This window comes from Bradyrhizobium sp. BWC-3-1, assembly GCF_032917965.1.
Lineage (GTDB): Bacteria > Pseudomonadota > Alphaproteobacteria > Rhizobiales > Xanthobacteraceae > Bradyrhizobium > Bradyrhizobium canariense_D.
The window spans coordinates 6197347-6222889 of sequence record NZ_CP136625.1 but is presented as its reverse complement, the minus strand read 5'-3'; the positions used below and the strand labels follow the sequence as shown (position 1 = coordinate 6222889).

The window sequence follows — 25543 nt, the reverse complement described above, 5'->3', positions numbered from 1 at the left end:
CGATCACTAAAAACAAAAGGCCCGGTCGCCATTGGCGATCGGGCCTTTTCTTGTTGGTGGGACTAGCGCGCTTACGCGGCGGTCGACGCCTTCCGTGCGGCCTTCTCCTGTGCGGCGGCGGCCTCGTCCTTGCGGATCTCCGACAGGCGCTTCTGCACTTCCGCGGAGAAGATGTACTGCGCAGGACGCTGCTTGGACATGTCGATCTCCGGCGCCATCGGACCCGTGGTCCTGATGCCGCGCAGCGACACCCACATCGCCTTCAGCGGGTTGTTGATGGCGGCGGTCGCCGCCGTCGGCTCGTAGCCGCAATGGGCCATACAGTCGGCGCACTTCTCGTACTTGCCGGTGCCGTAGGTCTCCCAGTCGGTGGTGTCCATCAGCTCCTTGAAGGTTTTTGCATAGCCTTCACCGAGCAAATAGCAGGGCTTCTGCCAGCCGAAGATGTTGCGCGCGGGCATGCCCCAAGGCGTGCACTCGTATTCCTGGTTGCCGGCGAGGAAGTCCAGGAACAGGCCGGAATGCATGAAATTCCACTTCTTGCCCTTGCCCATCGCAAAGACGTCGCGGAACAGCTTCTTGGTCTTGGTGCGGTTGAGGAAGTGCTCCTGGTCCGGCGCGCGCTCATAGGCGTAGCCCGGCGACATCGAGACGCCGACGCCGAGCTCGACGGTCAGGTCGAGGAATTTGGCGATCTCTTCGGCCGGGTGGCCGTCGAAGATGGTGGCGTTGACGTTGACGGTGAAGCCGCGGGCCTTGGCCGCCTTGATCGCGGAGACGGCGCGGTCGAACACGCCCTTCTGCGACACGGCCTTGTCGTGGTGCTCCTTCAGGCCGTCGAGATGCACGGAGAAGAACAGGTAGGGCGAGGGCTCGAACAGATCGAGCTTCTTCTCGAGCAACAGCGCGTTGGTGCAGAGCGAGACGAACTTCTTGCGCGCGACGAGGCCGCGCACGATCTCGCCGATCTCCTTGTGGATCAGCGGCTCGCCGCCGGGAATGGCAACCATAGGCGCACCGCACTCGTCGGCCGCGTCCCAGCACTCCTGCGCCGTCATGCGGCGGTTGAGGATCGCATCCGGATAATCGATCTTGCCGCAGCCGACGCAGGCGAGGTTGCAGCGAAACAGCGGTTCCAGCATCAGCACGAGCGGATAGCGCTTGCGGCCAAGCAGCTTCTGCTTGATCAAATAGCCGCCGATACGCATTTCCTTGAAGAAGGGGATAGCCATTACAAGTTTCTTTCTGGGCTTGAAATTCGGGTGGGTCAGCTCGCAGCCAGTTCGGCCGGAAGCCGGAATTCGATGTTTTCCTCGCGGCCCGGGAGCACCGAGACCTTGACCGGTCCGATCCGCCGCATTGCTTCGATCACGTCATCCACGAGTACCTCGGGCGCCGAAGCGCCAGCCGTGACACCGACGGTTCTGGCATCTTTCAACCACTCCGGATTGAGCGCGCTGCCGTCGGCAATCAGATAACTCGCGACACCGGCCTCAGTGCCGATTTCGCGGAGCCGGTTCGAATTCGAGCTATTGGCAGCGCCCACCACCAAGATCACGTCGACCAGCTTGCTCAAGTCCCTTACCGCAGATTGGCGGTTCTGTGTCGCATAGCAGATATCCCGGATATCCGGGCCTTGAATATCTGTAAAGCGGGCCTGCAGGGCCGAAATGATGTCCTTTGTGTCATCCACCGACAGGGTGGTCTGGGTGATATAGGCCACTGGCGTATCCGCCGGCAGCTCAAGGGCCTTAACCTCTTCAACGCTTTGGACCAGCAGTACGGGGGCGGGAACCTGGCCCATCGTACCCTCGACCTCGGGGTGGCCGGCATGGCCGATCAGGATCAGGGTGCGGCCCCTGGCGATGTAGCGCTTCCCCTGATTGTGAACTTTCGTGACCAAGGGGCAGGTGGCATTGAGCACCGGAAGGTCGCGCGCGGCCGCTTCTTCCTCGACGCTGCGGGCGACGCCATGAGCGCTGAAGACCGTCACCGCCTTCGGCGGCACCTCCGACAGTTCCTCGACGAAGATCGCGCCCTTGTTCTTCAGGCTCTCGACGACGTACTTGTTGTGCACGATCTCATGGCGCACGTAGACGGGCGGGCCGTACTTCTCCAGCGCCCGTTCCACGATCTCGATCGCACGCACTACCCCCGCGCAAAAGCCGCGCGGTTGCGCCAGATAAACTTCCATTGGACGGCCATCACGCAAGTTGCACCAATCCGCTCTCAAGTTCAGGGGACACCCCGATACGAACCAATGAGTTGCAATATCCGCACCATCGGTTCGGCGCACGCGGTAGCCGCCCACCCCTGCCGGGGCCCCGGTGCATGGAGGTGCAGTACTTTGTGTCAAAAAATCGGCAGTAAGGAAAGGTGGAATGAACTTTGGTTCCCTGCCGGATCAGTTTGGCGGTATTATAGTAGAGGGTGCCCGTGGCAGCAACGTGGCGACATTTGTGCGCACGCTTCGTCACTTTCCCGCCTCAACTCCTCGGCTATACCGATGGCCCGCATGATAATGCCATGGTCTTCCGCCGTTTACCTCGAAGCTTCTGACGGCGATAACCACTCAAAACAGCAATAGGTTTCGGCCGGGAACTCCGTTAAACAGCGGGCGTTTCCGGCAAGCTGTTAACCGCAGAAAGAAAAGTAGTGCTGCAAAGCGTCGTCGTTGCCATCGTCAGGGCCTGCACCCGGTTTGCCTCCCTCGTCGTCGTTCTCGGGCTCCTGCTGGCGGTGGGGGCGGGCTATTACACGTCCCAGCATTTCGCCATCAACACCGACATCAACTCGCTGATTGCCCAAAATCTGGACTGGCGCCAACGCGACCAGCAGTTCGATCGCGCCTTCGACCGCGATGCGACGATTACGGCGGTGGTCGAAGCCAAGACGCCGGAGATGGCGACCGCGGCGTCGGACGCGCTCTATGCCAAGCTGAAGGACAACAAGACCGAATTCCAGTCGATGCAGCAGCTCGGCACCGGCGAGTTCTTCGAGAAGAATGGTCTGTTGTTCCTGCCGACAGAGGAAGTTGCCAAGGTCACCGGCCAGTTCGAATCCGCAGCACCCCTGATCGAGATCATGGCGGGCGATCCCTCGATCCGCGGCCTGACCGGCGCGCTCGAGACGGGACTTGCCGGCGTCAAGCGCGGGCAGGTCAAGCTCGACAACACCGAACGGCCCTTCAACCAGATCGCGCAAACGGTCGAGACCGTGCTCAACAAGGGCAATGCGACGTTCTCCTGGCGCCAGCTCGTCAGTGACGAGCCGCTGACGGATTCGGACAAGCGCGCCTTCATCGAGTTCAAGCCGATCCTCGACTACAACGCGCTTGAGCCCGGCAAGGGCGCAACCGACGCGATCCGCAAGGCCGCAGCCGATCTGGATTTTGCCACCAAATATCAGGCGCGAGTCCGGCTGACCGGGCCGGTCCCGATCGCCAACGAGGAATATGCAACCGTCCAGGAAGGCGCCGTCGTCAATGGCATCGGCACGGTCCTCGTCGTGCTGCTCATCCTGTGGCTGGCGCTGCATTCGGCGAAGATCATCTTCGCGGTGTTCGTCAATCTCTTCGTCGGTCTTGCGCTGACCACCGCCGCCGGCCTGATGATGGTGGGCTCGCTCAATTTGCTGTCGATCGCATTCGCCGTGCTGTTCGTCGGCCTCGGCGTCGATTTCGGCATCCAGTACAGCGTCCGCTATCGCTCCGAGCGCTACAAGCACAACGATCTCTCCGGTGCGCTGATCCTGGCCGCCAAGCGCTCGGCAATTCCGTTGTCGCTGGCGGCAATGGCGACCGCGGCTGGCTTCCTCTGCTTCATCCCCACGGACTACAAGGGTATCGCCGAACTCGGCCAGATCGCCGGCGTCGGCATGCTGGTCGCGTTCCTCACTAGCATCACCGTGCTCCCGGCGATGCTGAAGCTGTTGAACCCGCCCGGTGAGAAAGAGCCGGTCGGCTATGCCTTCCTGGCGCCGCTCGATCACTTCCTGGAGAAGCACCGCGTGCTGGTCGTCGGTGGCACCATGTTTCTGGCGGTCGCCGGCCTGCCGCTGCTCTATTTCATGAAGTTCGACTTCAACCCGATGAATCTGCGCAACCCGAAGGCAGAGTCGATCGCGACCTTCCTCGACTTGCGCAAGGATCCCAACACCGGCGCCAATGCCATCAACGTGATGACCACGTCGGAAGAGCAGGCAAGGCAGGTGGAGGCGAAGCTGGAGAAGGTGCCGGAGGTGTTGCGGGTGATGTCGCTCAACAGCTTCGTTCCTGAAGACCAGCCGCCGAAGCTGAAGCTGCTCGCGCAGGGCGCCAAGGTGCTGAACCCCGCGCTCAATCCCGACCAGATCGACGCCGCGCCGTCGGACAAGGAAAACGTCGATGCGCTGAAATCGTCGGTCGACAATCTGCGCCGGACCGCAGGCGATGCGAAGGGCCCGGGTGCGGTTGCCTCGCGTCGGCTCGCGGATGCGCTGGAAAAGCTCGCCAATGCCGATGAAGCCACACGGAACAAGGCGCAGGACGTGTTCGTCGCGCCGATGAAGATCGTGTTCGACCAGCTCCGGAACGCGTTGCAGGCCGAGCCGGTCACCCTGAAGTCATTGCCGGCAGATCTCGTCAGCGCCTGGAAGAGCAAGGACGGTATCATCCGCGTCGAGGCGCTGCCGAAGGGTGATCCCAACGACAACGACACGCTACGCAAATTTGCGGCGGCGGTGCTCGTTGCCGAGCCGACCGCGATCGGCGGTCCGGTCTCGATCCTGAAATCCGGCGACACCGTGGTGAAGGCGTTCATCCATGCCGGAATCTATGCGCTGCTGGTGATCGGCCTATTACTGTGGATCACGCTGCGCCGGTTCGTCGACGTGTTGATGACGCTGGTGCCGCTGTTGGTGGCAGGCGCGGTCACGCTCGAGATCTGCGTGCTGATCGGCTTGCCGCTCAACTTCGCCAATATCGTCGCGTTCCCGCTGCTGCTCGGCGTCGGCGTGGCCTTCAAGATCTACTATGTCGTGGCCTGGCGCTCGGGCAGGACAAACCTGCTCCAGACCAGCCTGACGCGCGCGATCTTTTTCAGCGCGCTGACAACGGCCACCGCGTTCGGCAGCCTTTGGCTGTCGAGCCATCCCGGCACGTCCAGCATGGGCAAGCTGCTGGCGTTGTCGCTGGTGACGACGCTCGCCGCCGTGCTGCTGTTTCAGCCTGCCCTAATGGGCAAACCCCGCAATCTCAGGGAGTAGGCAGATGTCGCCGACCTGGTCGGCGGCGCCCTTCTGACCGGGTTTGGCGGTGCCGGCGGCCTTCGGGGCTGCGGGCGCAGGCTGCGCCACCGTAGCGCCGGTCGTTCCCGGGGCTTTCGACGCCGCGCCGGTGGGCTTCGGCGCGCCCTTGGCCATGGCGTTGGCGGAGCTCAAGGGAATCGGGGGGCTGACCCGGGTCCAGGTCTCGCCACCGCACAGGAACCCCATCACGCAGCCCTTGATCTCGAGCTGGTCGGTGCCAACCGGCGTGATGGTTGCGCTGTAGAGCTGGCCGTCCTTGGCATTGTAGACCTGACCTTCCCATTGATCGGCGCCGGGCTTTTTCTTCATGTCGATCAGGGTCGCCATGCCCAGCGTGGGCCGGGTCTTTTTCGACGCGTCCGGATTGTTCTCGTCGCGGCCCCCGGGCTGTTTTTCCCAGGAAACCGCGCCCCACATGCTGCCATTGCATTGGGCGACACGAATGTTGGCGACGCCGTCGGCAACCCGCCAGTCGCCGGTCGGATCGGCCGCGAGCGCCGGGTTCAGGCAGGTGTAACCGCCAGCCAGTATTAGTCCGGTGTAAAGGGCTAAACGCATGATCGTTCCTTGGCAGTGCAACATGGTCTAAAGCTCTGCTTGCGAAGATGGTCCGAAAAAGGGCAAAAGGCCGCACAGACCGTTTTCAGCGACGTTCCGTTTTCAGTTGACGAGACGGCCCTCAACCGAAGTATGTAGCGGATGCACAGCCCAAATCCAGACATGTCTCAGCTGTTCGCGGACCGCCAGGCCCAGCGCAGCGCCCTGCATAATCGGCATCTGAACGAGCAGTTCGTTCGGGTTCTGAAGACCATCGGCTACGATGTCGGCTTCCAGAAGGGGCAGGGACAGTATCTCTACGACCGCGACGGGGCGCGCTATCTCGACCTCTTGTCCGGTTTTGGCGTGTTTGCGATCGGGCGCAATCATCCTGTCATGCGCGAGGCGCTCAAGAGCGTGCTCGATGCCGACCTGCCCAACCTCGTCCAGTTCGACGTCTCGGTGCTCGCCGGCGTGCTCGCCGAGCGGCTCCTGAAATACGTCCCCTATCTTGATAAGGCGTTCTTCGCCAATTCCGGCGCCGAATGCGTCGAAGCGGCGATCAAGTTCGCCCGCGGCGCCACCGGTCGTCCGGGGATCGTCTATTGTGCCCACGGCTATCACGGCCTGACCTATGGCGCGCTGTCGCTGACCGGTGATTCGAACTTCCGCACCGGCTTCGAGCCGCTGCTGCCGGGATGCACTTCGATCCCGTTCAACGATCTCGCCGCGCTCGAAAAGGCGCTGGCCTCGCGCGAGGTGGCGGCCTTCGTCGTCGAGCCAATCCAGGGCAAGGGCGTCAACATGCCCACCGACGAGTTCCTGCCGGGTGCAGCTGCGCTCTGCAAGAAATACGGCACGCTGTTCGTCGCCGACGAGATCCAGACCGGCATGGGCCGCACCGGCCGCTTCCTCGCGGTCGAGCACTGGAACGTCGAGCCCGACATGGTGCTGCTGTCGAAGTCGCTGTCCGGCGGCCATGTGCCGGTCGGCGCGGTGCTGACGCGCAAAAGCATCTTCGACAAGATATTCAACCAGATGGACCGCGCCGTCGTGCACGGCTCGACCTTCTCCAAGAACGACCTGGCGATGGCTGCGGGCATCGCCACGCTTGACATCATGGAGTCCGAGAAGCTGATCGAGTCCGCCGCCAAGCGCGGTGCCGAGCTGCGCCTCGCGCTCACGCGCATGGTGCCCGGCTACGAGCTGTTGAAGGAGGTCCGCGGCAAGGGCCTGATGATCGGCGTCGAGTTCGGTCCGCCGAAATCGCTGCGGCTGCGGGCGTCCTGGAACGTGCTGGAGGCAGCCAACAAGGGTCTGTTCTGCCAGCTCATCACCGTGCCCCTGTTCAAGGACCACAAGATCCTCACGCAAGTCGCCGGCCATGGCAGCCACACCATCAAGCTTCTGCCGCCGCTCACCATCACCGAGGAAGATTGCGGCTGGATCGAGCGCGCCTTCGACGACGTCATCGCCGGCAGCCACAAGGTCCCCGGCGCGATTTGGTCGCTCGGCAAGACGCTGGTGGACAATGCGGTGCGAAGGTCTGCGTAAGGCCTCTGCTGCGGCCTGATGTCGCGACGTGCGACCTGCTGAAGCAGTCCGTCTCCCGAAATTCCAAATCGACGCTTATTTCCCGGCATTGACCTGACCGGGAGAGGAGTGGGCGATGCCTTTGACTGGCGGCTGTCATTGCGGCGCCATCCGCTATGAAGTGAACGGCGACATGATGGTGCATGCGCTCTGCCATTGCGCGGATTGCCGCCGTCACTCCGGGGCACCGATGGTTGGCTGGGTGATGTATTCGCTCAAGGCGGTCAAAGTCGTGCGCGGTCAGCCGAAGATCTATCAATCATCCGAACATGGACGACGTCACTTCTGTGCCGATTGCGGCACGGGGCTGTTCTACATCAACGAAAACCTGATGCCCGATATCATCGATATCCAGAGCGGCACCTATGATGACCCTGATGCCGTTCCGGCGACGATGCACATTCAGGTCGCCGAGCGGATTGGCTGGATGGTGCGGGCTCACGAACTGCCCGTCTTCGAACGATTTCCTCCGCTCGAATGACGGCATGCGCAGAAGCTAACCGTTCATCGCCGCCTCGAACTTGTCGACGAATTCGGCAAGCTCGTCTGCGCCGAGATCGCTGACGGCCCAGAAGTTCAGGCCGCGATTGCCCCAGCGCCGGCAGTTGAAGCCCTGCATGGCTTCGGTCCTGGGTGCGCGGTATTCCGCGTTCGATGTCTGCGATACGAACAAATTCACCACGTGCTGCCGGCGCTTATAGACGACCGCACCGATGGCGCGGGCGTCGATATAATCGAGCCTGCCGCCGACCAGCGTAAAGCCTTGTGCGGTGAGGTCGATCACGGGCGGGGCGACGTCGAGCTTGCCGTTGAACCACGGCTTCACCGTGTGCTGGTCGGTCGAGACCACGTCGATGAGGTGGCCGGCCTGGAGCGAGCGCAGATGCGCGGAGACGACCTCCGACAGGATGCGCTGCTGGTCGTCCTGGCGCAGCACCAATGCGACGACGCCGGAGGCGGCGAGCGCGGAGACTGCCGAGCCCATCGCAAAGCCGCGCAGCACGGAGCGGCGGCTCGGCTGTTGATGCTGCGGCTGCGGCAGCGAGGCCTCGATACGCGCACGCAGGCTCGCCGGTGCGGTGTAGCGCAAATCGGCGTCTGCGAGCACGCGCTGCATCTCGCGCTGCGCGGCGAACTCCGCAGCGCAGGCCGGGCAGCCGGCGATATGGGCTTCGACCTCGCGCGCGTGGCCGGCATCGAGCTCGTTGTCGAGCAGCGCGTGAAGCAGGATTCTTGCTTCGTCGCAGGTCATCTTGCTTGCTCCTCATCCGCCGTCCAGGCCGCGCGCAGCATGGCACGGGCGCGGGCGAGGCGGGACATCACAGTGCCGACGGGCACGCCGGCGGCCTCGGCGATTTCACGATAGGACAGGTTGTTGATCTCCCGCAGCACGAACGTTTCCTTGAACGGCTCGGCGAGCGCGTCGATCAGCTTGCGGATCGCGCCCGCATCGCGGCTGCGCAGCACTTCGGTTTCGGGGCTGGCCTCGGTCTCCTGCCAGATCGGCGTCTGCTCGGCAGCGCCGGGCGTATCCTCGATCGCGCTGTGCCTGTGTGCGCGCCGTGCATATTCGGCATTGCAGACGTTACGCAGGATCGCGAATAGCCAAGGCTTTATCGCCGGCCCGCGATAGCTGTCGAAATGCTTCAGCGCGCGCAGATAGCACTCCTGCACCGCGTCCTCGGCATCGGAGGGGTCACGCAAGAGATAGCGCGCGAGCGTGTAGACGTCGTCGAGATGGGGGAGCGCCGCCTCGCGGAAGCGTTGCGCCTTCTGCAAATCGTCGTTGGCGGGCATCGCTCCTCGCTTTGCCTCTTGTTCTGCTCGTTGCTTGGTTTCGTCGCTGTTCGTCTCGTCCCTATTCGTTTCGTCCCTGAGTGTGACCGAAGGCACACGGGCTCGGCCGGTGTGGGACCACCGGCCGGGCAAGACGTTGATGCCTTGGTTCGAGGTGTTACTCAACCTTGATCATCCCCGTCATGTGCGGGTGCAGAGAACAAAAATATTTGTAGTCGCCCGCATTGGTGAAGGTGAACGAGAACTTGTCGTCAGTGTCCAGGGTCTTGGACCTGAATTTGCCGGCCGACACCACGGTGTGGGGGATGTCGTCCCGGTTGGTCCAGGTCACGGTGGTGCCGACCTTGATCCTGAGCTCGGCCGGCTGGAAGACGAAGTTGTCGATATGCACCTCCATGTCCTCGGCACGGGCGGTTGTGACGGGTAATAGCATGGCCGCGGCCAGAGCGAGACCGAAGGCGACACCGAAGTCGCGGCGATTGAGAATCTTCATTGTCAGCTTCCGTTAGCCTTGCATCAACCCTGGAGCGGCGTGTCGATGATCGCGAGCCGCTGCTCGTTCTGCTTGAAGTTGATGCTGGCAACGCCAAGCATCGCGCGGAGCTTTGCGTCCTCGACCTTCATCGGTCCAGGCGAGGGGGCAGCTCCCGGCGCCGGCTGCGGGAAGGCGGTCGAGCGTGCGGTGTGGAAGGTGACGTTGCCCTCGACCTTCTGCATCACCTGGTGAATATGGCCGTTCAGCACGGTGACCGAACCAAAGCCTTTCACCTGGTCCAGCGCGCGAGCACCGTCCTCGGTGCCCCAGCCCCATTCGGGGTAGACGGTCCAGAGCGGAATGTGGGCGAACAGCACGATCGGCGTCGATTTCGACTTGCCGCGCAGATCGTCCTCGAGCCAGGCGAGCTGCTCGGCACCGAGATTGCCGAGGCCGCCGGCCTTGAGGTCGACGACATTGACGAGGCCGATGAAGTGCACGCCGCCGGCGTCGAACGAATACCAGCCTGCGCCCTTGGTACCGCGGCCGTAGCGCTCGCGATAAAACTTCACCTCCTCGTCGAGGAAATCATGCTCGCCGGGCACGTAGTGCACGTCGAGCTTGCTCTGCGAGATGATGCGATCGGCATTGTCGAACTCGGCGGCCTTGGAGAGATGCGTGATGTCGCCAGTGTGGATCATGAACGACGGCTTGACCGGCATCGCGTTGATCTTGTTGACGGCTTCCTCCAGCGTGCCGAGCGCGTTGGGATTGGCCGGCTTGTCGAAGCCGACATGGCTGTCGCTGATCTGGAGGAAGGTCATTCCGGGCGCCGCCGCGGTCGCAGCCTGCGCGGAATCGATGATGCCGAGCGAGCGCGGGACGCCACCGGTGACGGTCCAGAGCACACCGGTGCCCGCCCAGGTCATGCATTCCAACACCTTGCGGCGGCTTAAGCCGTCCTCACCGTGATCGTGTCCGCTCATCGCGCAGCTCCACTCCGCCCGGAATTGGGCTTCGGGGAGGTGATTGGGGGAGCGGGGGTGTTATTCCCGGACGCGATGACGTTTTCGTGAGGTGGTTGGACGCGTAGCCCGTATGGAGCGTAGCGGAATACGGGACCAATCGAGCGTCCTCTCCCGGATTTCGCTACGCCCCATCAGGCTACGCATTCACTTCGAATCCTCCAAAATCATTGTTGCGCCCTTTTCGGCGATCATCGCGGTCGGCGTGTTGGTGTTGCCAGACGTGATGGTCGGCATGATCGAGGCATCGACAATGCGAAGGCTGCCGAGACCGTAGAAGCGCAGGCGTTCGTCGACCACCGCCATCGGATCATTTGCTGCGCCCATCTTCGCGGTACCGACGGGATGGAAGATGGTGGTGCCGATGTCGCCGGCGGCCTTGGCAAGAGAGGCATCGTCGTCGCCGACGGCGGGGCCGGGCAGATATTCGCTTGGGCGGTATTTTGCCAAGGCCTTCTGCTGCATCAGGCGGCGGGTGGTGCGGATGGCATCGGCGCCGACCTGACGGTCGTCGTCCGTTGAAAGATAATTCGGCGCGATGATGGGCTTCTCGTCCGGCGCCGCCGAACGCAGACGTACGGTGCCACGCGATGTCGGCTGGAGATTGCAGGCGCTCACCGTGATCGCGGGAAAGCGGTGCAGGGGATCGCCGAACTTGTCGAGCGACAGCGGTTGCACGTGGAACTGGATGTTGGCGCGTGCGCGCGTCGCATCGGAGCGGGTGAAGATGCCGAGCTGCGACGGCGCCATGGTCAACGGCCCGCGGCGGCGGAAGGCGTAGTCGAGGCCCATCAGGCCGCGTCGAACCAGGTTGTAATAGGTCTCGTTCAGTGTGCGCACGCCTTCGACCTTGTAGATCGCGCGCTGCTGCAGATGATCCTGCAGATTGCGGCCGACGCCGGGCTTGTCCATCACGATGTCGATGCCGAGCGGCGACAGCCAGTCGGCAGGTCCGATGCCGGAGCGATGCAGCACCTGTACCGAGCCAATCGCGCCTGCCGAGAGGACCACCTCGCGTTTAGCACGCGCCTCGATGATCTCGCCGTTCTGGATGAAGCGCACGCCGACGGCGCGGCCCTGTTCGATGATCAGACGATCGACCAGCACATGCTTTTCGAGCCGCAGGTTCGGGCGGTTCAATACCGGCTTGAGAAAGCCGCGCGCCGACGACCAGCGCCGGCCGCGCTTCTGATTGACGTGGAAATAGCTGGTGCCTTCGTTGTCGCCGGTATTGAAATCCGGGATGCGCTTGATGCCCATCTCCTCGGCCGCATCGCCCACGGCATCGAGTATGTCCCAGGACAGCCGCGGCGCCTCGATGCGCCAGCCGCCGCCGGCGCCGTGATGCTCGCTTGCGCCGAGGAAGTGATCCTCGAGCCGTTTGAACAGCGGCAGCACGTCGTCATAACCCCAGCCGGTCATGCCGAGCTGGCGCCAGTGATCGTAATCGGCGGCCTGTCCACGCATCGAGATCATGGCGTTGATCGCCGAGGAGCCGCCGATCACCTTGCCACGGGGATAGGCGAGCGAGCGGCCGTTCAGGCCGGGCTCGGCCTCGGTCCTGAACATCCAGTCCGAGCGCGGATTGCCGATGGCGAAGAGATAGCCGACGGGAATGTGGAACCAGATCCAGTTGTCGTCGCCGCCGGCTTCGAGGAGGAGGACGCGATTGCTGGAATTGGCCGACAGCCGGTTGGCGACGATGCAGCCCGCCGTGCCGGCCCCAACGACAATATAGTCAAACTCACCTTCGAGCCGCCTTGGCATTCTGCTTCCACCCAATAGGCATTATGCCCAGGCTTGTCCCAGGCATCCACGCACTTTCCGTTCTAATAGTCAGACGTGGATGGCCGGGACAAGTCCGGCCATGACGGGAGGACAGAGCTACCCAGATCCCTGCCAGTTGGGTGGACTGGTGCTTGCATGGTAGACAGGCCTGCATTTTCAACAAAGCTTGAGACCCTCCATGCCCATCGTGAACCGCGTCGCCGACCTTCAACCCGATATTCAGGCCTGGCGCCGGGACATCCACCAGCATCCGGAACTGCTCTACGACGTCCACCGCACCGCAGCATTCGTCGCGGACCGCCTGCGCGAATTCGGCTGCGATGAGGTCGTGACGGGCATCGGCCAGACCGGCGTGGTCGGCGTGATCAAGGGCAGCAAGCCGGCCGGCGAGGGCCTCAAGGCCATCGGCCTGCGTGCCGACATGGATGCCCTGCCGGTCGAGGAACAGACCAACTTGCCTTACGCTTCGAAGACCCCCGGCAAGATGCACGCCTGCGGCCATGACGGCCACACCGCGATGCTGCTCGGTGCTGCGCGCTATCTCGCCGAGACCCGCAACTTCGCCGGCGATGCGGTGGTGATCTTCCAGCCGGCCGAGGAGGGCGGCGCGGGTGGCTTGGCCATGGTCAAGGACGGCATGATGGAGCGCTTCGGCATCGAGCAGGTCTACGGCATGCACAACGGTCCGGGCATTCCGGTGGGCTCGTTCGCGATCCGGCCGGGTCCGATCATGGCGGCGACCGATGAGGTCGATATCATGATCGAGGGCCTCGGCGGCCATGCCGCGCGGCCGCACAAATGTGTGGATTCCGTTCTGGTCGGTGCACAGGTGATCACGGCGCTGCAGTCGATCGTTGCGCGCAGCGTCGATCCGCTGGAATCGGCCGTGATTTCGATCTGCGAGTTCCACGCAGGCAATGCCCGTAACGTGATTCCACAAACCGCGACACTGAGGGGCACCATCCGCACGCTGTCGCCGGAGGTGCGCAAGCTGGTGGAGAAGCGCGTCCACGAGGTTGTGGCGGGCGTGGCGCAGATCACAGGCGCCAAGATCGATCTGCACTACAAGCGGAATTATCCCGTGGTGAACAATCACGCCGCGGAGACCGAGATCGCGCGTCGCATCGCCGGGCAAGTTGCGGGCGAGGCCAATGTGCTCGAGATGTCGCCGCTGATGGGTGGCGAGGATTTCGCCTATATGCTGGAAGCGCGCCCCGGCGCCTTCATCTTCTGCGGCAACGGCGACAGCGCCGGCCTGCATCACCCCGCCTACAATTTCGACGACGACGCCATCGTTTACGGCACGTCGTATTGGGTCAAGCTGGTCGAGGAATCGCTCGCGGCATCGTAAGGCCAAGCGCACATCTAGCCGAAGGCACAAACGAAAAGGGCCCGCGCATCGCACGGGCCCTTTGTCTTTGAGTGATGCGACCGGCTTCAGAAGATTCGCGAGAAGATCACGTACAGCGTGCCTGACAACAGGATGGCGACGGGCAGGGTCAGCACCCAGGCCATCACCATGTTCCTGATGGTGGCGACCTGGAGGCCCGAACCGTTCGCGGCCATGGTGCCGGCGACGCCGGACGACAGCACGTGGGTGGTCGAGACCGGCAGGCCGAACGCGTCGGCGGCGCCGATCGTGGCGGCGGCGACGAGCTCGGCGGAGGCACCCTGCGCGTAGGTGAGATGGGTCTTGCCGATCTTCTCGCCGACGGTGACGACGATGCGCTTCCAGCCGATCATGGTGCCGAGACCGAGCGCGATCGCGACCGCGACCTTCACCCAGGTCGGGATGAACTTGGTCGCGCTGTCTAGCCCGCCTTTGTAGGCGTTCAAGGTCGCGACCTCTTCCTTGCTGAGGTCGTTTTCCTTGTCCTTCATCAGGAATCGGATCGCTTCCGAAGTCAGGTACATGTCGTTGCGGGTGTTGCCGACGACTTCCGCCGGCACCTTGTTCAGCGAACCGTATTTCGCGACCTGCTCGCCGACATCCTTCACCAGCACTGACAGCGAAGGGTAGGTGCCTTCGCTGATGTGATGCGAGGTGACGTACTGCGTCACCGCAGGACGGGGATCGCCGATGATCGCATGGCCGGCGCCCTTGGCCGCAACCACCTTGGAGGCGGCATCCGAGACCTTCGCGAACTGGGCGACCTGCGACTCCGGCAATGCGCGGTTGAGCGCATAGGCTGTGGGCACGGTGCCGATCAGGATCAGCATGATCAGGCCCATGCCCTTCTGGCCGTCGTTCGAACCATGGGCGAAGCTGACGCCGGTGCAGGTCAGGATCAGCAGGCCGCGAATCCACATCGGCGGGGCTTTGTGACCCTCGGGGGCGGCATAGAGCGCCGGGTTCTTGATGATCAGCTTGAGCAGCAGAAGCAGGCCGGCGGCGCAGATGAAGCCGACCAGTGGCGACAACAGAAGCGCATAGCCGATCTCCGTAGCCTTGCCCCAGTCCACGCCCGAGGTGCCGTCGCGGCCGCGCATCAGCGCGTTCGCAACGCCGACGCCGATGATCGAGCCGATCAGCGTGTGCGAGGAGGAGGCCGGCAGGCCGAAATACCAGGTGCCGAGGTTCCAGAGGATCGCGGCGATCAGCAGCGCGAACACCATCGCGAAACCGGCGCTGGAGCCGACCTGCAGGATCAGCTCGACCGGTAGCAGCGAGACGATGCCGAAGGCGACCGCGCCGGACGAGAGCAGCACGCCGAGAAAGTTGAAGAAACCCGACCACATCACCGCGACTTCGGCCGGCAGCGAATGGGTGTAGATCACGGTCGCTACCGCGTTGGCGGTGTCGTGGAAGCCGTTGACGAATTCGAAGCCGAGCGCGATCAGCAGCGCGACAAACAAGAGGATGTAGGGCAGATAGCTCGTGACCCGCGTGCCGGTCGCATCGACATCCGAATAGATGCTGTAGGCCACATAGAGCAGGCCCGCGGCGAGGATGCCGAAGAACAGGATCATCGTCAGCGGATTGAAGCCCTTGTCGAGATTTGGCCGCGAGGCCGGCTGGATCGGCGCGGGATCGGCTACCGCGCGGTCGAATGCAACATCGGTCATGTCTGGAGGCCCCTTAACTTTCTGTAGGGGCTATTGTCCGCGATGGATTTGAAGGCTGGATGACAGGCGAGGCATGAAAGGGGTTTTCCCGCCCGTATTCAGGCGGCGCGCGCGGCTTTCTTCTGCAACCCGGCGACGATCTTCAAATCTTCGACAAAGCGCCGATATTCCAGCACCTTGGCTTCCGGATCGGGCAGCCGCAGCAGATAGGACGGGTGCACCGTCACCAGCGCCTTGTGACCGTCGGGCAGGTCGATGAGCCGGCCGCGGTTCTTTCCGATCGGGGTGATCTTGCCGAACACGCTCTGCGCGGCGGTCGCGCCCATCGCGACGATGAGATCGGGCTGGATGACGGAGACCTCCCGCTCATACCACTGCCGGCAGGCCTTTATCTCCGGCGTATTCGGCTTCTGATGCAGGCGAATCTTGCCGCGCGGCACGAATTTGAAGTGTTTCACCGCGTTGGTGACATAGACCTTCTTGCGGTCGACGCCGGCCTCCTGCAGCGCCTTGTCGAGCATCTGGCCGGCTGGACCGACGAAGGGATGGCCGGCGAGGTCTTCCTTGTCGCCAGGTTGTTCGCCGACCAGCATGATATTGGCGGACTTCGGACCCTCGCCGAACACGGTCTGGGTCGCGTCCTTGTAGAGATGGCAGGCGCGGCAGTGGGCGGCCTCCTCGCGGAGCGCTTCGAGATCGTCGGCAGCGGTCTTGCGTTTCATCGGAGCCTCCGGCCGCTTTTGAGGCTTGTGCGGATCGGTTGCGGCATTGGCGATCATGGCGCCGGTCATGCGCTCGGCGTCCTCAATCAGGGGCTTAATGATCGAAGCCTCGGGCAGGTTCCTCCAATATTTCTTCGGCATCTCGGTCTGCATTGCCTTCACCTTCAGGCGGGCCGGATTGAAGATGCTGGCATAGTAGCGCCGCCAGGTTTCCTCCAGCCGGTCTTCGCTCGGCGCCTCGCTCTTGCCGACGCCTGACGTGAACGAGAGCGCGTGGCCATCCCAATGCGCGCACAAATCCGGCGTCAGGATCGACCAGGGCATATCGGCGAAGCGCTTGGCGAAGAACGGCGCGGCGAGCTCGACGATATGATGCTCCGGCTCGAACCAGGCGACGTAGTGTGCTTCGCGTTCCCTGCCGATCTCGCGGAAGCGCACGAAGGCATGCATCTTGTGCTCGTCGCGGTAGACCGCCTTTGCCATGGCCGTGACTTGCGCGACATCGAGATCGGTCGCGACCTCGATGAGGTCGTGATTGTCCTTCAGCCGAAACAGCAGGCGATAGAGGATCGCGAAACGCTCGGGATCGCGATGCAGGATCGCGGCCTTGGCGAGCTCGACGAATTTTGCTGGCACGTTGAAGGTGCTATCGCCACCGGCCGGCAGCGGAGACGGCGAGGGTGGCGCGAACAGCTCCGCTTCGCCGCCCTGCACGGTCCAGGTGACATCGACCGGTTTCATTTGGTGAAGCACGAGGCTACGCGCGGCTTTGCGCCAGCCGTCGAAATCGGTTTCGTTCTCGAGGGTGATGTACTGCATCAGAAGCCAAATCCCAGTTGTGTGGCCTTCGGCTTGAACCGTTCGATCAGCCGTGCCTCGTCGAGGCGGTGCGGCGCGGGCCGGTGATCGCTCAGCACGATGAACGGCAGCGCTTTGTTCCGGGGCACATGCAGCCGCGCGAGATCGGCGACGCGGATGGTGGTCGTGCGGCGCGCCGCGATGATGCGCTCGACCGCCTTGGTGCCGAAGCCCGGCACGCGCAACAATTCCTCGCGGCTGGCCCGGTTGACGTCGAGCGGGAAGCGGTCGCGGTGGCGCAGCGCCCAGGCGAGTTTTGGATCGATGTCGAGCGGCAGCATCGCACTGTCGTCGACGATCTCGCCGACGTCGAAGCCGTAGAACCGCATCAGCCAGTCGGCCTGGTAGAGTCGGTGCTCGCGCAGCAAGGGCGGCGCGCGCAGAGGCAGCGCGCGGCTGGCATCGGGGATCGGGCTGAACGCGGAATAATAGACGCGCCTCAGCCTGTATGAACTGTAGAGATTGGCGCTGGTGTGGAGGATAGTGTGGTCGGAGGCCGCGTCGGCGCCGACGATCATCTGCGTGCTTTGGCCGGCCGGTGCGAAGCGCTGCGGCTTGGCTTTCGTCTTCGCGCTACGGCTTTCCTCGGCCTCGTCCAGCTTCAGCCGCAGTCGGCCCATTGTGCGGCGGATCGCGCGCACGTCCTTCTCGGGCGCGAATTGCTGCAGGCTCGTCTCCTGCGGCATCTCGATGTTGATGGAGAGACGGTCGGCATATTTGCCGGCCTCGGAGATCAATGCATCGTCGGCCTCGGGGATTGTTTTGAGATGGATGTAGCCACGGAAGTGATGCTCCTCGCGCAGTTTGCGCGCGACGCTTACCACCTGCTCCATGGTGTAGTCGGGGTTGCGGATGATGCCGGAGGAGAGAAACAGTCCTTCGATGTAATTGCGCCGGTAGAAGTCGAGCGTCAGCTTGACGACTTCGTCGATGGTGAAGCGGGCGCGTGGCACGTTGGAAGAGGCCCGGTTGACGCAATAGAGGCAGTCGTAATTGCAGGCGTTGGTCAGCAGCACCTTGAGCAGCGAGATACAGCGACCGTCCGGCGCGTAGGAATGGCAAATGCCCATGCCGGGCGCGGTCGATCCCATGCCCTTGCCGTCGCTGGAATCCCGCCTCTCGGTGCCGCTGGAGGCGCAGGACGCGTCGTACTTGGCGGCGTCGGCCAGGATTTCCAGCTTGCGTTGCACGTCCATATTGGATCCCTTTGATTCAGCTCATGAATCCCAAGGCCCGCCAATTCGATTGACTCCTGGGGCGTCGTTAGCTTTATATTAGAACATATCATGAACAAATGAGCTAGCCGCTGGTTCTCTTTTTGAGAGCCACCGGCAATCACTCCTGAGGAGCGGCGTATATGAGCGGCGCACGAACAAGCGCGCTTGCAGCCTTGCGCGGCCAGATCGAGCGCATCGAGACGGCGGAGGTCGTGCATCATCGCGACCGTGTCGCGCTCGGCCATCGCGAGGCCGACAGCGCGCTAAAGGGCGGGCTCGCACGCGCGGCAATCCACGAGGTATTTTGCGAAGGACGTCAGGGCGCGGCCGCGACCGGCTTTGTCACCGGACTTGCGGGGCGCATGACGGCACGCAAACCGCTGCTGTGGGTGCGGCAGGATTTTTCAGAAATTGAAACCGGTGCGCTGTCGATGAGCGGGCTCACCGAGATCGGTCTCGATCCGCGCCGTATGGTGATGGTGCGCGCCGCCGACGTGGAGAGTGCGTTGCGCACGTCGGCCGATGCGCTCGCCTGCGACGCGCTGGGCGCCGTCGTGCTCGAGCTCTGGGGTGAGACGAGGCAGTTCGATCTCGTGGCGAGCCGCAAGCTGACGCTGGCTGCGCAATCTTCCGGTGTCACCGGCCTGTTGCTGCGGATGGCCGCGCAACCTTTACCCTCGACCGCCGAGACCAGATGGATGCTGCGCGCGGCGCATTCGCCGCCGGGCGCGATGTGGAGCGCCTGGGGGGCGCCGCGCTTCGATGCCGAGCTCCTGCGCAATCGTCACGGTCCGTGTGGCCGGTGGATCATGGAATGGAAATGTGATGAGTGCCAGTTCTCTGAATCGTCGGCGTATCCTCAGCCTGTGGCTACCGCGCCTGCCCATCGATCGGATCCAGCGGTTCTTCGGCAACGTCGGACTGCATAAAAATAATGCGCCTAGCATCGTCGTTGCCAAGGATAGCAACGCGCTGGTGATCCATGCGCTGGACGAGGCGGCCGAGCGCCTCGGTCTGCATATCGGCCAGCCTTTGGCCAATGCCCGGGCGATGTGTCCAAATCTCAAGGTGTTCGACGCCGATGCCATGGCCGATGCGAAGACGATCGGCGACATCGCCGACTGGTGCGACCGCTTCACGCCGCTGGTGGCGCTCGATCCGCCGCACGGGCTGTTCCTCGACATCACCGGCTGCGCGCATCTGTTCGGCGGCGAGGCTGCGCTGTTGCAAACCCTTGTCCGCGCCCTCGACCGCCAGGGCTTTGCCGTCAGCGCGGCGATCGCCGGCACCTCGGTCTGCGCGCGCACGCTGACGCGGCAATCTTCAGGGACCATCGTTGCCGATGGCGAGGAGGCGGCGGCAATCAGTCGGTTTCCGGTGTCCGCACTTGGCGCGGGTGAGGCCATTACCACCGGTCTGCGACGCGCCGGCCTGAAGACCATCGGCGATGTCGCCTCGCGCACGCCGAGCGAAATCACGGCGCGGTTCGGTGCGCGGTTCTCCACGCTGCTCGCGCATGCGCTGGGGCAGGGCGATGCGCCGATCAATCCACGAAAGCCGCCGCCTGATTACATCGTGGAGAAACGCTTTGCCGAGCCGATCGCGACCGACACCATGATCGCGATGACGCTGTCGCGCCTGGCGGATACGTTGATCGCGTCGATGGAGAAGCAGGGCAAGGGCGCGCGACGGTTAGAAGCCACATTCTTCCGTACCGACGGCGCGGTGCGCGCCATCATGGTCGAAACCGGACGTCCCGTGACGCGGAGCGCGGTCGTCGACCGGCTGTTCCGCGAGCGTCTCGATGCACTCGCCGATCCCCTCGATCCCGGCTTCGGCTTCGACATGGTGCGGCTGTCGGCAAGCCGCACCGAGATCGTGGTGCAGGAGCAGCGCGATCTCGACGCCCATGTCCACGACAATGACGAGCTTGCCGCGCTGATCGACCGCATCGCCGCGCGCATCGGCGGAAAGCGCGTCGTCGTGCACCTGCCTGAGGATACCCATATCCCTGAATGTGCGGTGCTGGCGGCGCCTGCCCAGCATCATCTCGCCGTGGCCATGCAGGCCGAATGGCCCGCGCGCACCGAGGGTGAGCCGCCGCTGCGTCCGTTGCGGTTGTTCGACAAGCCTGAGCCGATCAATGTGCCGTTCGCGACCGTGCCCGACGGGCCGCCGCATCAATTCACCTGGCGCCGCGCGCAGCATGCGGTGGTGCGGGTGGAGGGCCCCGAGCGCATCGCCATGGAATGGTGGCGGCAGGACGGCAAGCAACTGACGCGGGATTATTTCCGTATCGAAGATGCCGAAGGCTTGCGCTTCTGGATCTTTCGCGACGGTCTTTACGAGGGGGAGTGCTTCGACGGCGACGGCAAGCCCGTTCCTCCCGGTTGGTATGTGCACGGTCTCTTCGCATGAACATACCTTCTTATGCCGAGATCGGCATCACCACGAATTTCTCCTTCCTGCGCGGCGGTTCGGACCCGCGTGCCTATGTGCACCAGGCCAGCATCCTCAGCATTCCCGTGATCGGCATCGCCGACCACAACACGCTCGCTGGCGTAGTGCGCGCCTACAAGGAGCTCGACAATGACAAGGTGCTGTACAAGCCGAAGCTTTTGATCGGCACGCGCATCGTCTTCATCGATGGCACGCCGGATATCCTGGTCTATCCGTGTGACCGCGCCGCCTATGGCCGGCTGTGCCAGCTTCTCACCCGGGGCAAGCGCGGCGACGACATCACGCGGATCGCGAAGGGCAAATGCCATCTCACCTTCGCCGATCTCCTTGCGTTTTCCGAAGGCCAGCTCCTGATCCTGACGCTGCCGCATCGCTTCGATGCGGCGCAAGCGCAGGACATCCTCGCCAAGCTGAAGGCAAGTCGCGCCGAGGGCGTGTGGCTGGCGGCGAGTCTGGTCTATCGCGGCGACGATCGCCGTCGCCTCGCGCAGCTCGATGATCTCGCCGCAAAAGCAAAAGTGCCGCTGCTTGCGACCAACGAGGTGCTCTATCACCACTCCGCGCGCCGTCCCCTCCAGGACGTGCTGACCTGCATCCGGGAGAAAACCACGATCGAGGCGGTCGGCCGGAAGCTGGAAGCCAATGCCGAGCGATTTCTGAAGACGCCCAGGGAGATGGCGCGGCTGTTCCGCGATTTCCCCGAAGCTGTCGCGGAGACCATGCGCTTTGCGGACAAGATCACCTTCTCGCTCGGTCAGCTCAAATACCAGTATCCGGATGAGCCGGTGCCGCCGGGAAAGACCGCGCAGGGGCATCTGGAGGATCTGACCTGGGCGGGTGTCGACAAATATTTTGGCGGCAAGATCGACGACAAGCTGCGCGCCACCCTGAAGAAAGAACTCGCACTGATCGCCGATCTGAAATACGCGCATTACTTCCTCACCGTGCACGACATCGTGCATTACGCCCGCAGCCAGAACATTTTGTGCCAGGGGCGGGGATCGGCGGCGAATTCGGCGGTCTGCTACGTGCTCGGCATCACCTCGGTCGACCCGACCAAGGTCGATCTGCTGTTCGAGCGCTTCATCTCCAAGGAGCGGCTGGAGCCGCCCGACATCGACGTCGATTTCGAGCATTCGCGGCGCGAGGAGGTGATGCAATATGTCTATCGGCGTTACGGCCGCCATCGCGCCGCGATCATCGCCACCGTCATTCATTATCGCCCGCGCAGCGCCATCCGCGACGTCGGCAAGGCGCTGGGCCTGACCGAGGACGTCACTGCCGCACTCGCCGACACCGTCTGGGGAAGCTGGGGCAAGGGCCTCAACGACATGCAGGTCAGGCAGGCCGGCCTCGATCCGCAGAATTCAATGATCAACCTCGCAGTCGAGCTCGCGACCGAGCTGATCGAATTCCCCCGTCATCTGTCCCAGCATGTCGGCGGCTATGTGCTCACGCAGGACCGGCTCGACACCTATGTGCCGATCGGCAATGCCGCGATGGACGATCGCACCTTCATCGAATGGGACAAGGACGACGTCGACGCGCTCAACATGATGAAGGTCGACGTGCTCGCGCTGGGCATGCTGACCTGCATCCGCAAATGCTTTGATTTGATCGAGCAGCACAAGGGCGAACGCTGGATGCTGGCGAGCGTCCCGCAGGATGATTCCAGGGTTTACGACATGCTGTGCGACGGGGAATCGCTCGGCGTGTTCCAAGTCGAGAGCCGCGCGCAGATGAACATGTTGCCGCGGCTGAGGCCGCGGACCTTCTACGATCTCGTGATCGAGGTCGCGATCGTGCGGCCTGGTCCGATCCAGGGCGACATGGTGCATCCTTATCTGCGGCGGCGGAACGGCCTGGAAAAGGTGAGCTATCCGTCTCCGTCGCCGGATCATGGCGACAAGGACGAGCTTTACAGGGTGCTGCACAAGACGCTCGGCGTGCCCTTGTTCCAGGAGCAGGCGATGCGGATCGCGATCGAAGCCGCGAAGTTCACGGCCGAGGAGGCCAACGGCCTGCGCCGTGCGATGGCAACGTTCCGCAATGTCGGTACCATCGACAAGTTCGAAGACAAGATGATCGGCAACATGATCGCGCGCGGTTATGCGCCTGATTTTGCCAGAAACTGTTTCGAACAGATCAAGGGGTTTGGCAGTTACGGTTTTCCGGAGAGCCATGCCGCAAGCTTCGCGCAGCTTGTCTATATCTCCTCATGGCTGAAGCATTATCACCCTGATGCATTCTGCTGCGGCCTCCTGAACTCGCAGCCGATGGGCTTTTACGCCCCGGCGCAGATCGTCAGCGACGCCCGCAAGAACGGGGTCGAGGTGCGCGAGATCGATGTGTCCTACAGTTTTGCGCAGAGCACGCTGGAGCAGGGAAACGGCGGATATTGCGCGGTACGTCTCGGCTTCCGCCAGATCGACGGTTTCCACTGGCTGGACGAGGATGAGGAAAGGCTGAAAAGAGGCGCGTCCCGGAATGACCATGTGGAGAGAGCGCCCGACTGGGCCGACCGCATCGTCGCCGCCCGCAACCGCCGGCCCTTCACATCGCTGGAAGACTTCGCCCGCGACACCGACCTGCCCAAGCGCGCGTTGATCCTGCTCGCCGATGCCGACGCGTTCCGCTCGCTCGGGCTCGACCGCCGCGAGGCGCTGTGGCAGGTGCGGCGCCTGCCCGACGATGTGCCGCTGCCGCTGTTCGAGGTGGCCACCGCACGCGAGCAGCCGGACGAGCACGCCAGGCCGTTGCCGGTGATGCCGCGCGCCGAACAGGTGGTCGCGGACTACCAGACCATTCGCCTTTCGCTCAAAGGCCATCCGATTGAATTTTTGCGGGAGATGTTTACGCGCGAGCGCATCGTCGCCTGCAAGGACATCAATCACGACAACGAGCGGCGCCGTGTCCGCTGTGCCGGCGTCGTGCTGGTACGGCAGCGGCCGGGCAGCGCCAGCGGCGTCGTGTTCATGACACTGGAGGACGAAACCGGCATCGCCAATGTCGTGGTGTGGCCGAAGATCATGGAGCAGTACCGGAAGGAGGTGATGGGCGCACGCCTCATCCTCGTCGAGGGCTACATCCAGAGCAGTCCCGAAAAGGTGACGCATCTGATCGCCCAGCGGATGATCGACCGCTCGCACGATCTGGTCGGCCTCGCCAACGACGCCCTCGGCCGCAAGCATCCGGTGCCGGCAGGCGTCGCCCCGATCGAGCCGCTCAACGACGATCCCCGCGCCCACACGGATGCGCCCGCGCAAAAACTTCGCCACCCCCGCAACGTCCGCATCCTGCCGCCGTCGCGGGATTTTCATTGAGGGTGGGGGCCGCGTCTCGCTCGTCCCGTCATTGCGAGCGCAGCGAAGCAATCCAGACTGTCACCGCGGAGAAATACTGGATTTGCTTCGCTACGCTCGCAATGACGAGTTTGTTCTTAAAAATTCACCCGGTTCGAGATCGCCCCGTCCACCACCAGATTGGAGCCCGTGGTGAACCCCGACACCGGGCTTGCCAGAAATACCGCTGCGCTCGCGATCTCCTGTGGCGTGGCCATGCGGCCGGTGGGGTTGCGCTTCATCGCATCATTGTAGCGCTCGGGCATGTTCTGCTCGATCGTATTCCAGACGCCGCCCTTGAAATAGACCGTGCCTGGCGAGACCACGTTGACGCGGATCTTCTTCTTCGCGTACTGCCGTGCCAGCCCCTTGGCCATGTGGATCAACGCAGCCTTGATCGGGCCGTAGGAACTCGCCGTGTCCGCTTGCGCCGCGGAGATCGATGAGATGATCACGAAGGCGGCGTCGCCGCCCTTGTCGCCACTAGCCTCGAGGAACGGCCGCGCGGCGTCGAACGCGTGCACGGCGCCGAGCAGGTCGAGTCGAAAATTCTGCTCCCACGACGCGGCATCATGGCCTTGTGCCATTGCGCCCGCGTTAGAGAACAGCATGTCGATGCCGCCAAGCTCCTTTGCAGCATTCTCGATCCAGGATTTCAGTGCCGCGCCGTCCGTGACATCCACCGGACCGCCGGTCGCGCGGATCCCGCTGGCCTTCAACTCCGTAACCGTGGCGGCAACCTGGTCCGCGTTGCGTGCACACACCGCGACATTGCTGCCTTCGCCGGCCAGCGTCGCCGCAATCGCCCGCCCGATGCCGCGCGTCCCGCCAAGTACGATGGCGTTCTTCCCTTTGAGACCGAGATCCATTGGTTGGTTTTCCTTTTTTGTTGGTCGCAGCGAGTGTAGCTGTTTCGAGAGATGCCCAAAAGCCTCCACATCGTCATTGCGAGGAGCTCTTGCGACGAAGCAATCCAGACTGCCACCGCGGAAAGACTCTGGATTGCTTCGCTTCGCTCGCAATAACCGTGTGGAAACAGCGGCCCTCACTCCGGTGCCGCCCCCACCGGCGGGCCGCCGGGCGGGCGGTGCAGGAATGTCAGTGAGACGTAGGCGCCGGCCCAGGAGCCGATCGCCGCGAAAGCCACATAGAAAGCGTTTTCGGTGTAGCTGATCACCGCATAGGAGGAGAGCATGTACCAGACCGCGCTCCAGTTCGCCGCGGGCACGCGCTTGCGCGCGATCACGGCCGAGGTGAACATGACATAGACCGCGTCGGTGGCCGCCGTTGCGATGAACACGGCGCCTGCGGTGAGAGGATCGATGGCGGCCATTGCATGTCCTTGTGTGCTAATGCGATGGTCGCAAACTAAAGGGAG

The 25543-nt window shown here is 63.4% G+C and carries 20 protein-coding genes; 7 read left to right on the top strand and 13 right to left on the bottom strand.

Annotation, left to right across the window (positions count from 1 at the left end; translation table 11 throughout):
- Positions 1-71: 71 nt before the first annotated feature.
- Positions 72-1232 (bottom strand): adenosyl-hopene transferase HpnH, encoded by a 1161-nt coding sequence (gene hpnH, locus RX329_RS30165; protein ID WP_007593619.1) that lies wholly within the window; start codon positions 1230-1232, stop codon positions 72-74.
- Between the two features lie 35 nt (positions 1233-1267).
- Positions 1268-2194, bottom strand: a complete 927-nt coding sequence (gene ispH / locus RX329_RS30160) for a 4-hydroxy-3-methylbut-2-enyl diphosphate reductase (RefSeq protein WP_035993095.1) — start codon at positions 2192-2194, stop codon at positions 1268-1270.
- 461 nt (positions 2195-2655) lie between these two features.
- Here ispH and RX329_RS30155 point away from each other — a divergent pair, with 461 nt between their 5' ends.
- A complete protein-coding gene (locus tag RX329_RS30155; protein WP_018456918.1) occupies positions 2656-5244 on the top strand; it encodes an MMPL family transporter in 2589 nt (862 codons plus the stop codon).
- Here RX329_RS30155 and RX329_RS30150 read toward each other — a convergent pair.
- Positions 5212-5844: a DUF2147 domain-containing protein gene (locus RX329_RS30150; protein ID WP_018456917.1), complete on the bottom strand. Its 633-nt coding sequence runs from the start codon at positions 5842-5844 to the stop codon at positions 5212-5214. The genes RX329_RS30155 and RX329_RS30150 overlap by 33 nt on opposite strands.
- Before the next feature lie 141 nt (positions 5845-5985).
- On the opposite strand from RX329_RS30150, the gene hpnO reads away from it, so the two are divergent.
- A complete protein-coding gene (gene hpnO / locus RX329_RS30145; protein ID WP_026233264.1) occupies positions 5986-7377 on the top strand; it encodes an aminobacteriohopanetriol synthase HpnO in 1392 nt (463 codons plus the stop codon).
- 115 nt (positions 7378-7492) lie between these two features.
- Positions 7493-7897 carry a GFA family protein gene (locus tag RX329_RS30140; RefSeq protein WP_085362347.1) on the top strand — a complete coding sequence of 135 codons (405 nt, stop codon included), beginning with the start codon at positions 7493-7495 and terminating at the stop codon, positions 7895-7897.
- Between the two features lie 15 nt (positions 7898-7912).
- Here the strand turns inward: RX329_RS30140 and RX329_RS30135 are convergent, their stop codons facing one another.
- From RX329_RS30135 to RX329_RS30115, 5 genes are all read right to left on the bottom strand, one after another.
- Complete coding sequence (locus tag RX329_RS30135) at positions 7913-8668, bottom strand: anti-sigma factor family protein (protein ID WP_085362348.1); 756 nt, start codon at positions 8666-8668, stop codon at positions 7913-7915.
- Positions 8665-9213 (bottom strand): sigma-70 family RNA polymerase sigma factor, encoded by a 549-nt coding sequence (locus RX329_RS30130; RefSeq protein WP_018456913.1) that lies wholly within the window; start codon positions 9211-9213, stop codon positions 8665-8667. The genes RX329_RS30135 and RX329_RS30130 overlap by 4 nt, the downstream gene beginning before the upstream one ends.
- Before the next feature lie 157 nt (positions 9214-9370).
- Entirely contained in the window at positions 9371-9706 is a 336-nt protein-coding gene (locus RX329_RS30125) for a cupredoxin family copper-binding protein (RefSeq protein ID WP_085362349.1), read from the bottom strand.
- Positions 9707-9729: 23 nt separating this feature from the next.
- Positions 9730-10674, bottom strand: a complete 945-nt coding sequence (locus RX329_RS30120; RefSeq protein ID WP_085362350.1) for a metallophosphoesterase family protein — start codon at positions 10672-10674, stop codon at positions 9730-9732.
- Between the two features lie 186 nt (positions 10675-10860).
- A complete protein-coding gene (locus tag RX329_RS30115) occupies positions 10861-12480 on the bottom strand; it encodes a GMC family oxidoreductase (protein WP_018456910.1) in 1620 nt (539 codons plus the stop codon).
- A 199-nt stretch (positions 12481-12679) separates the two neighbouring features.
- Between RX329_RS30115 and RX329_RS30110 the strand changes: the two genes are divergently transcribed.
- A complete protein-coding gene (locus RX329_RS30110) occupies positions 12680-13852 on the top strand; it encodes a M20 aminoacylase family protein (RefSeq protein ID WP_018456909.1) in 1173 nt (390 codons plus the stop codon).
- 86 nt (positions 13853-13938) lie between these two features.
- Here the strand turns inward: RX329_RS30110 and RX329_RS30105 are convergent, their stop codons facing one another.
- The 3 genes from RX329_RS30105 to RX329_RS30095 form a co-directional block, all read right to left on the bottom strand.
- Positions 13939-15567: an inorganic phosphate transporter gene (locus tag RX329_RS30105; protein ID WP_085385867.1), complete on the bottom strand. Its 1629-nt coding sequence runs from the start codon at positions 15565-15567 to the stop codon at positions 13939-13941.
- A 98-nt stretch (positions 15568-15665) separates the two neighbouring features.
- The gene (locus RX329_RS30100; RefSeq protein WP_085362352.1) at positions 15666-17108 is read right to left on the bottom strand and encodes a UdgX family uracil-DNA binding protein; all 1443 of its coding nucleotides are present in this window, start codon (positions 17106-17108) and stop codon (positions 15666-15668) included.
- The gene (locus RX329_RS30095) at positions 17108-18343 is read right to left on the bottom strand and encodes a putative DNA modification/repair radical SAM protein (RefSeq protein WP_085352244.1); all 1236 of its coding nucleotides are present in this window, start codon (positions 18341-18343) and stop codon (positions 17108-17110) included. The genes RX329_RS30100 and RX329_RS30095 overlap by 1 nt, the downstream gene beginning before the upstream one ends.
- Positions 18344-18504: 161 nt before the next feature.
- Here RX329_RS30095 and RX329_RS30090 point away from each other — a divergent pair, with 161 nt between their 5' ends.
- Genes RX329_RS30090 through RX329_RS30080 form a run of 3 tightly spaced genes read left to right on the top strand, consistent with a single transcriptional unit; the run spans position 18505 to position 24147 of the window.
- Positions 18505-19293 (top strand): ImuA family protein, encoded by a 789-nt coding sequence (locus RX329_RS30090; protein ID WP_085362353.1) that lies wholly within the window; start codon positions 18505-18507, stop codon positions 19291-19293.
- Positions 19190-20782, top strand: a complete 1593-nt coding sequence (locus RX329_RS30085) for a Y-family DNA polymerase (protein WP_085385866.1) — start codon at positions 19190-19192, stop codon at positions 20780-20782. The genes RX329_RS30090 and RX329_RS30085 overlap by 104 nt, the downstream gene beginning before the upstream one ends.
- On the top strand, positions 20779-24147 hold the full coding sequence (locus tag RX329_RS30080) for an error-prone DNA polymerase (RefSeq protein WP_085362354.1): 3369 nt from the start codon (positions 20779-20781) through the stop codon (positions 24145-24147). Before RX329_RS30085 ends, RX329_RS30080 begins: the two co-directional genes overlap by 4 nt.
- Before the next feature lie 116 nt (positions 24148-24263).
- On the opposite strand, the gene RX329_RS30075 is transcribed toward RX329_RS30080, so the two are convergent.
- Both RX329_RS30075 and RX329_RS30070 read right to left on the bottom strand, forming a co-directional pair.
- Positions 24264-25034, bottom strand: a complete 771-nt coding sequence (locus RX329_RS30075; RefSeq protein ID WP_085385865.1) for an SDR family NAD(P)-dependent oxidoreductase — start codon at positions 25032-25034, stop codon at positions 24264-24266.
- A 176-nt stretch (positions 25035-25210) separates the two neighbouring features.
- Positions 25211-25498 carry a hypothetical protein gene (locus RX329_RS30070; RefSeq protein ID WP_007593600.1) on the bottom strand — a complete coding sequence of 96 codons (288 nt, stop codon included), beginning with the start codon at positions 25496-25498 and terminating at the stop codon, positions 25211-25213.
- Positions 25499-25543: the final 45 nt, after the last annotated feature.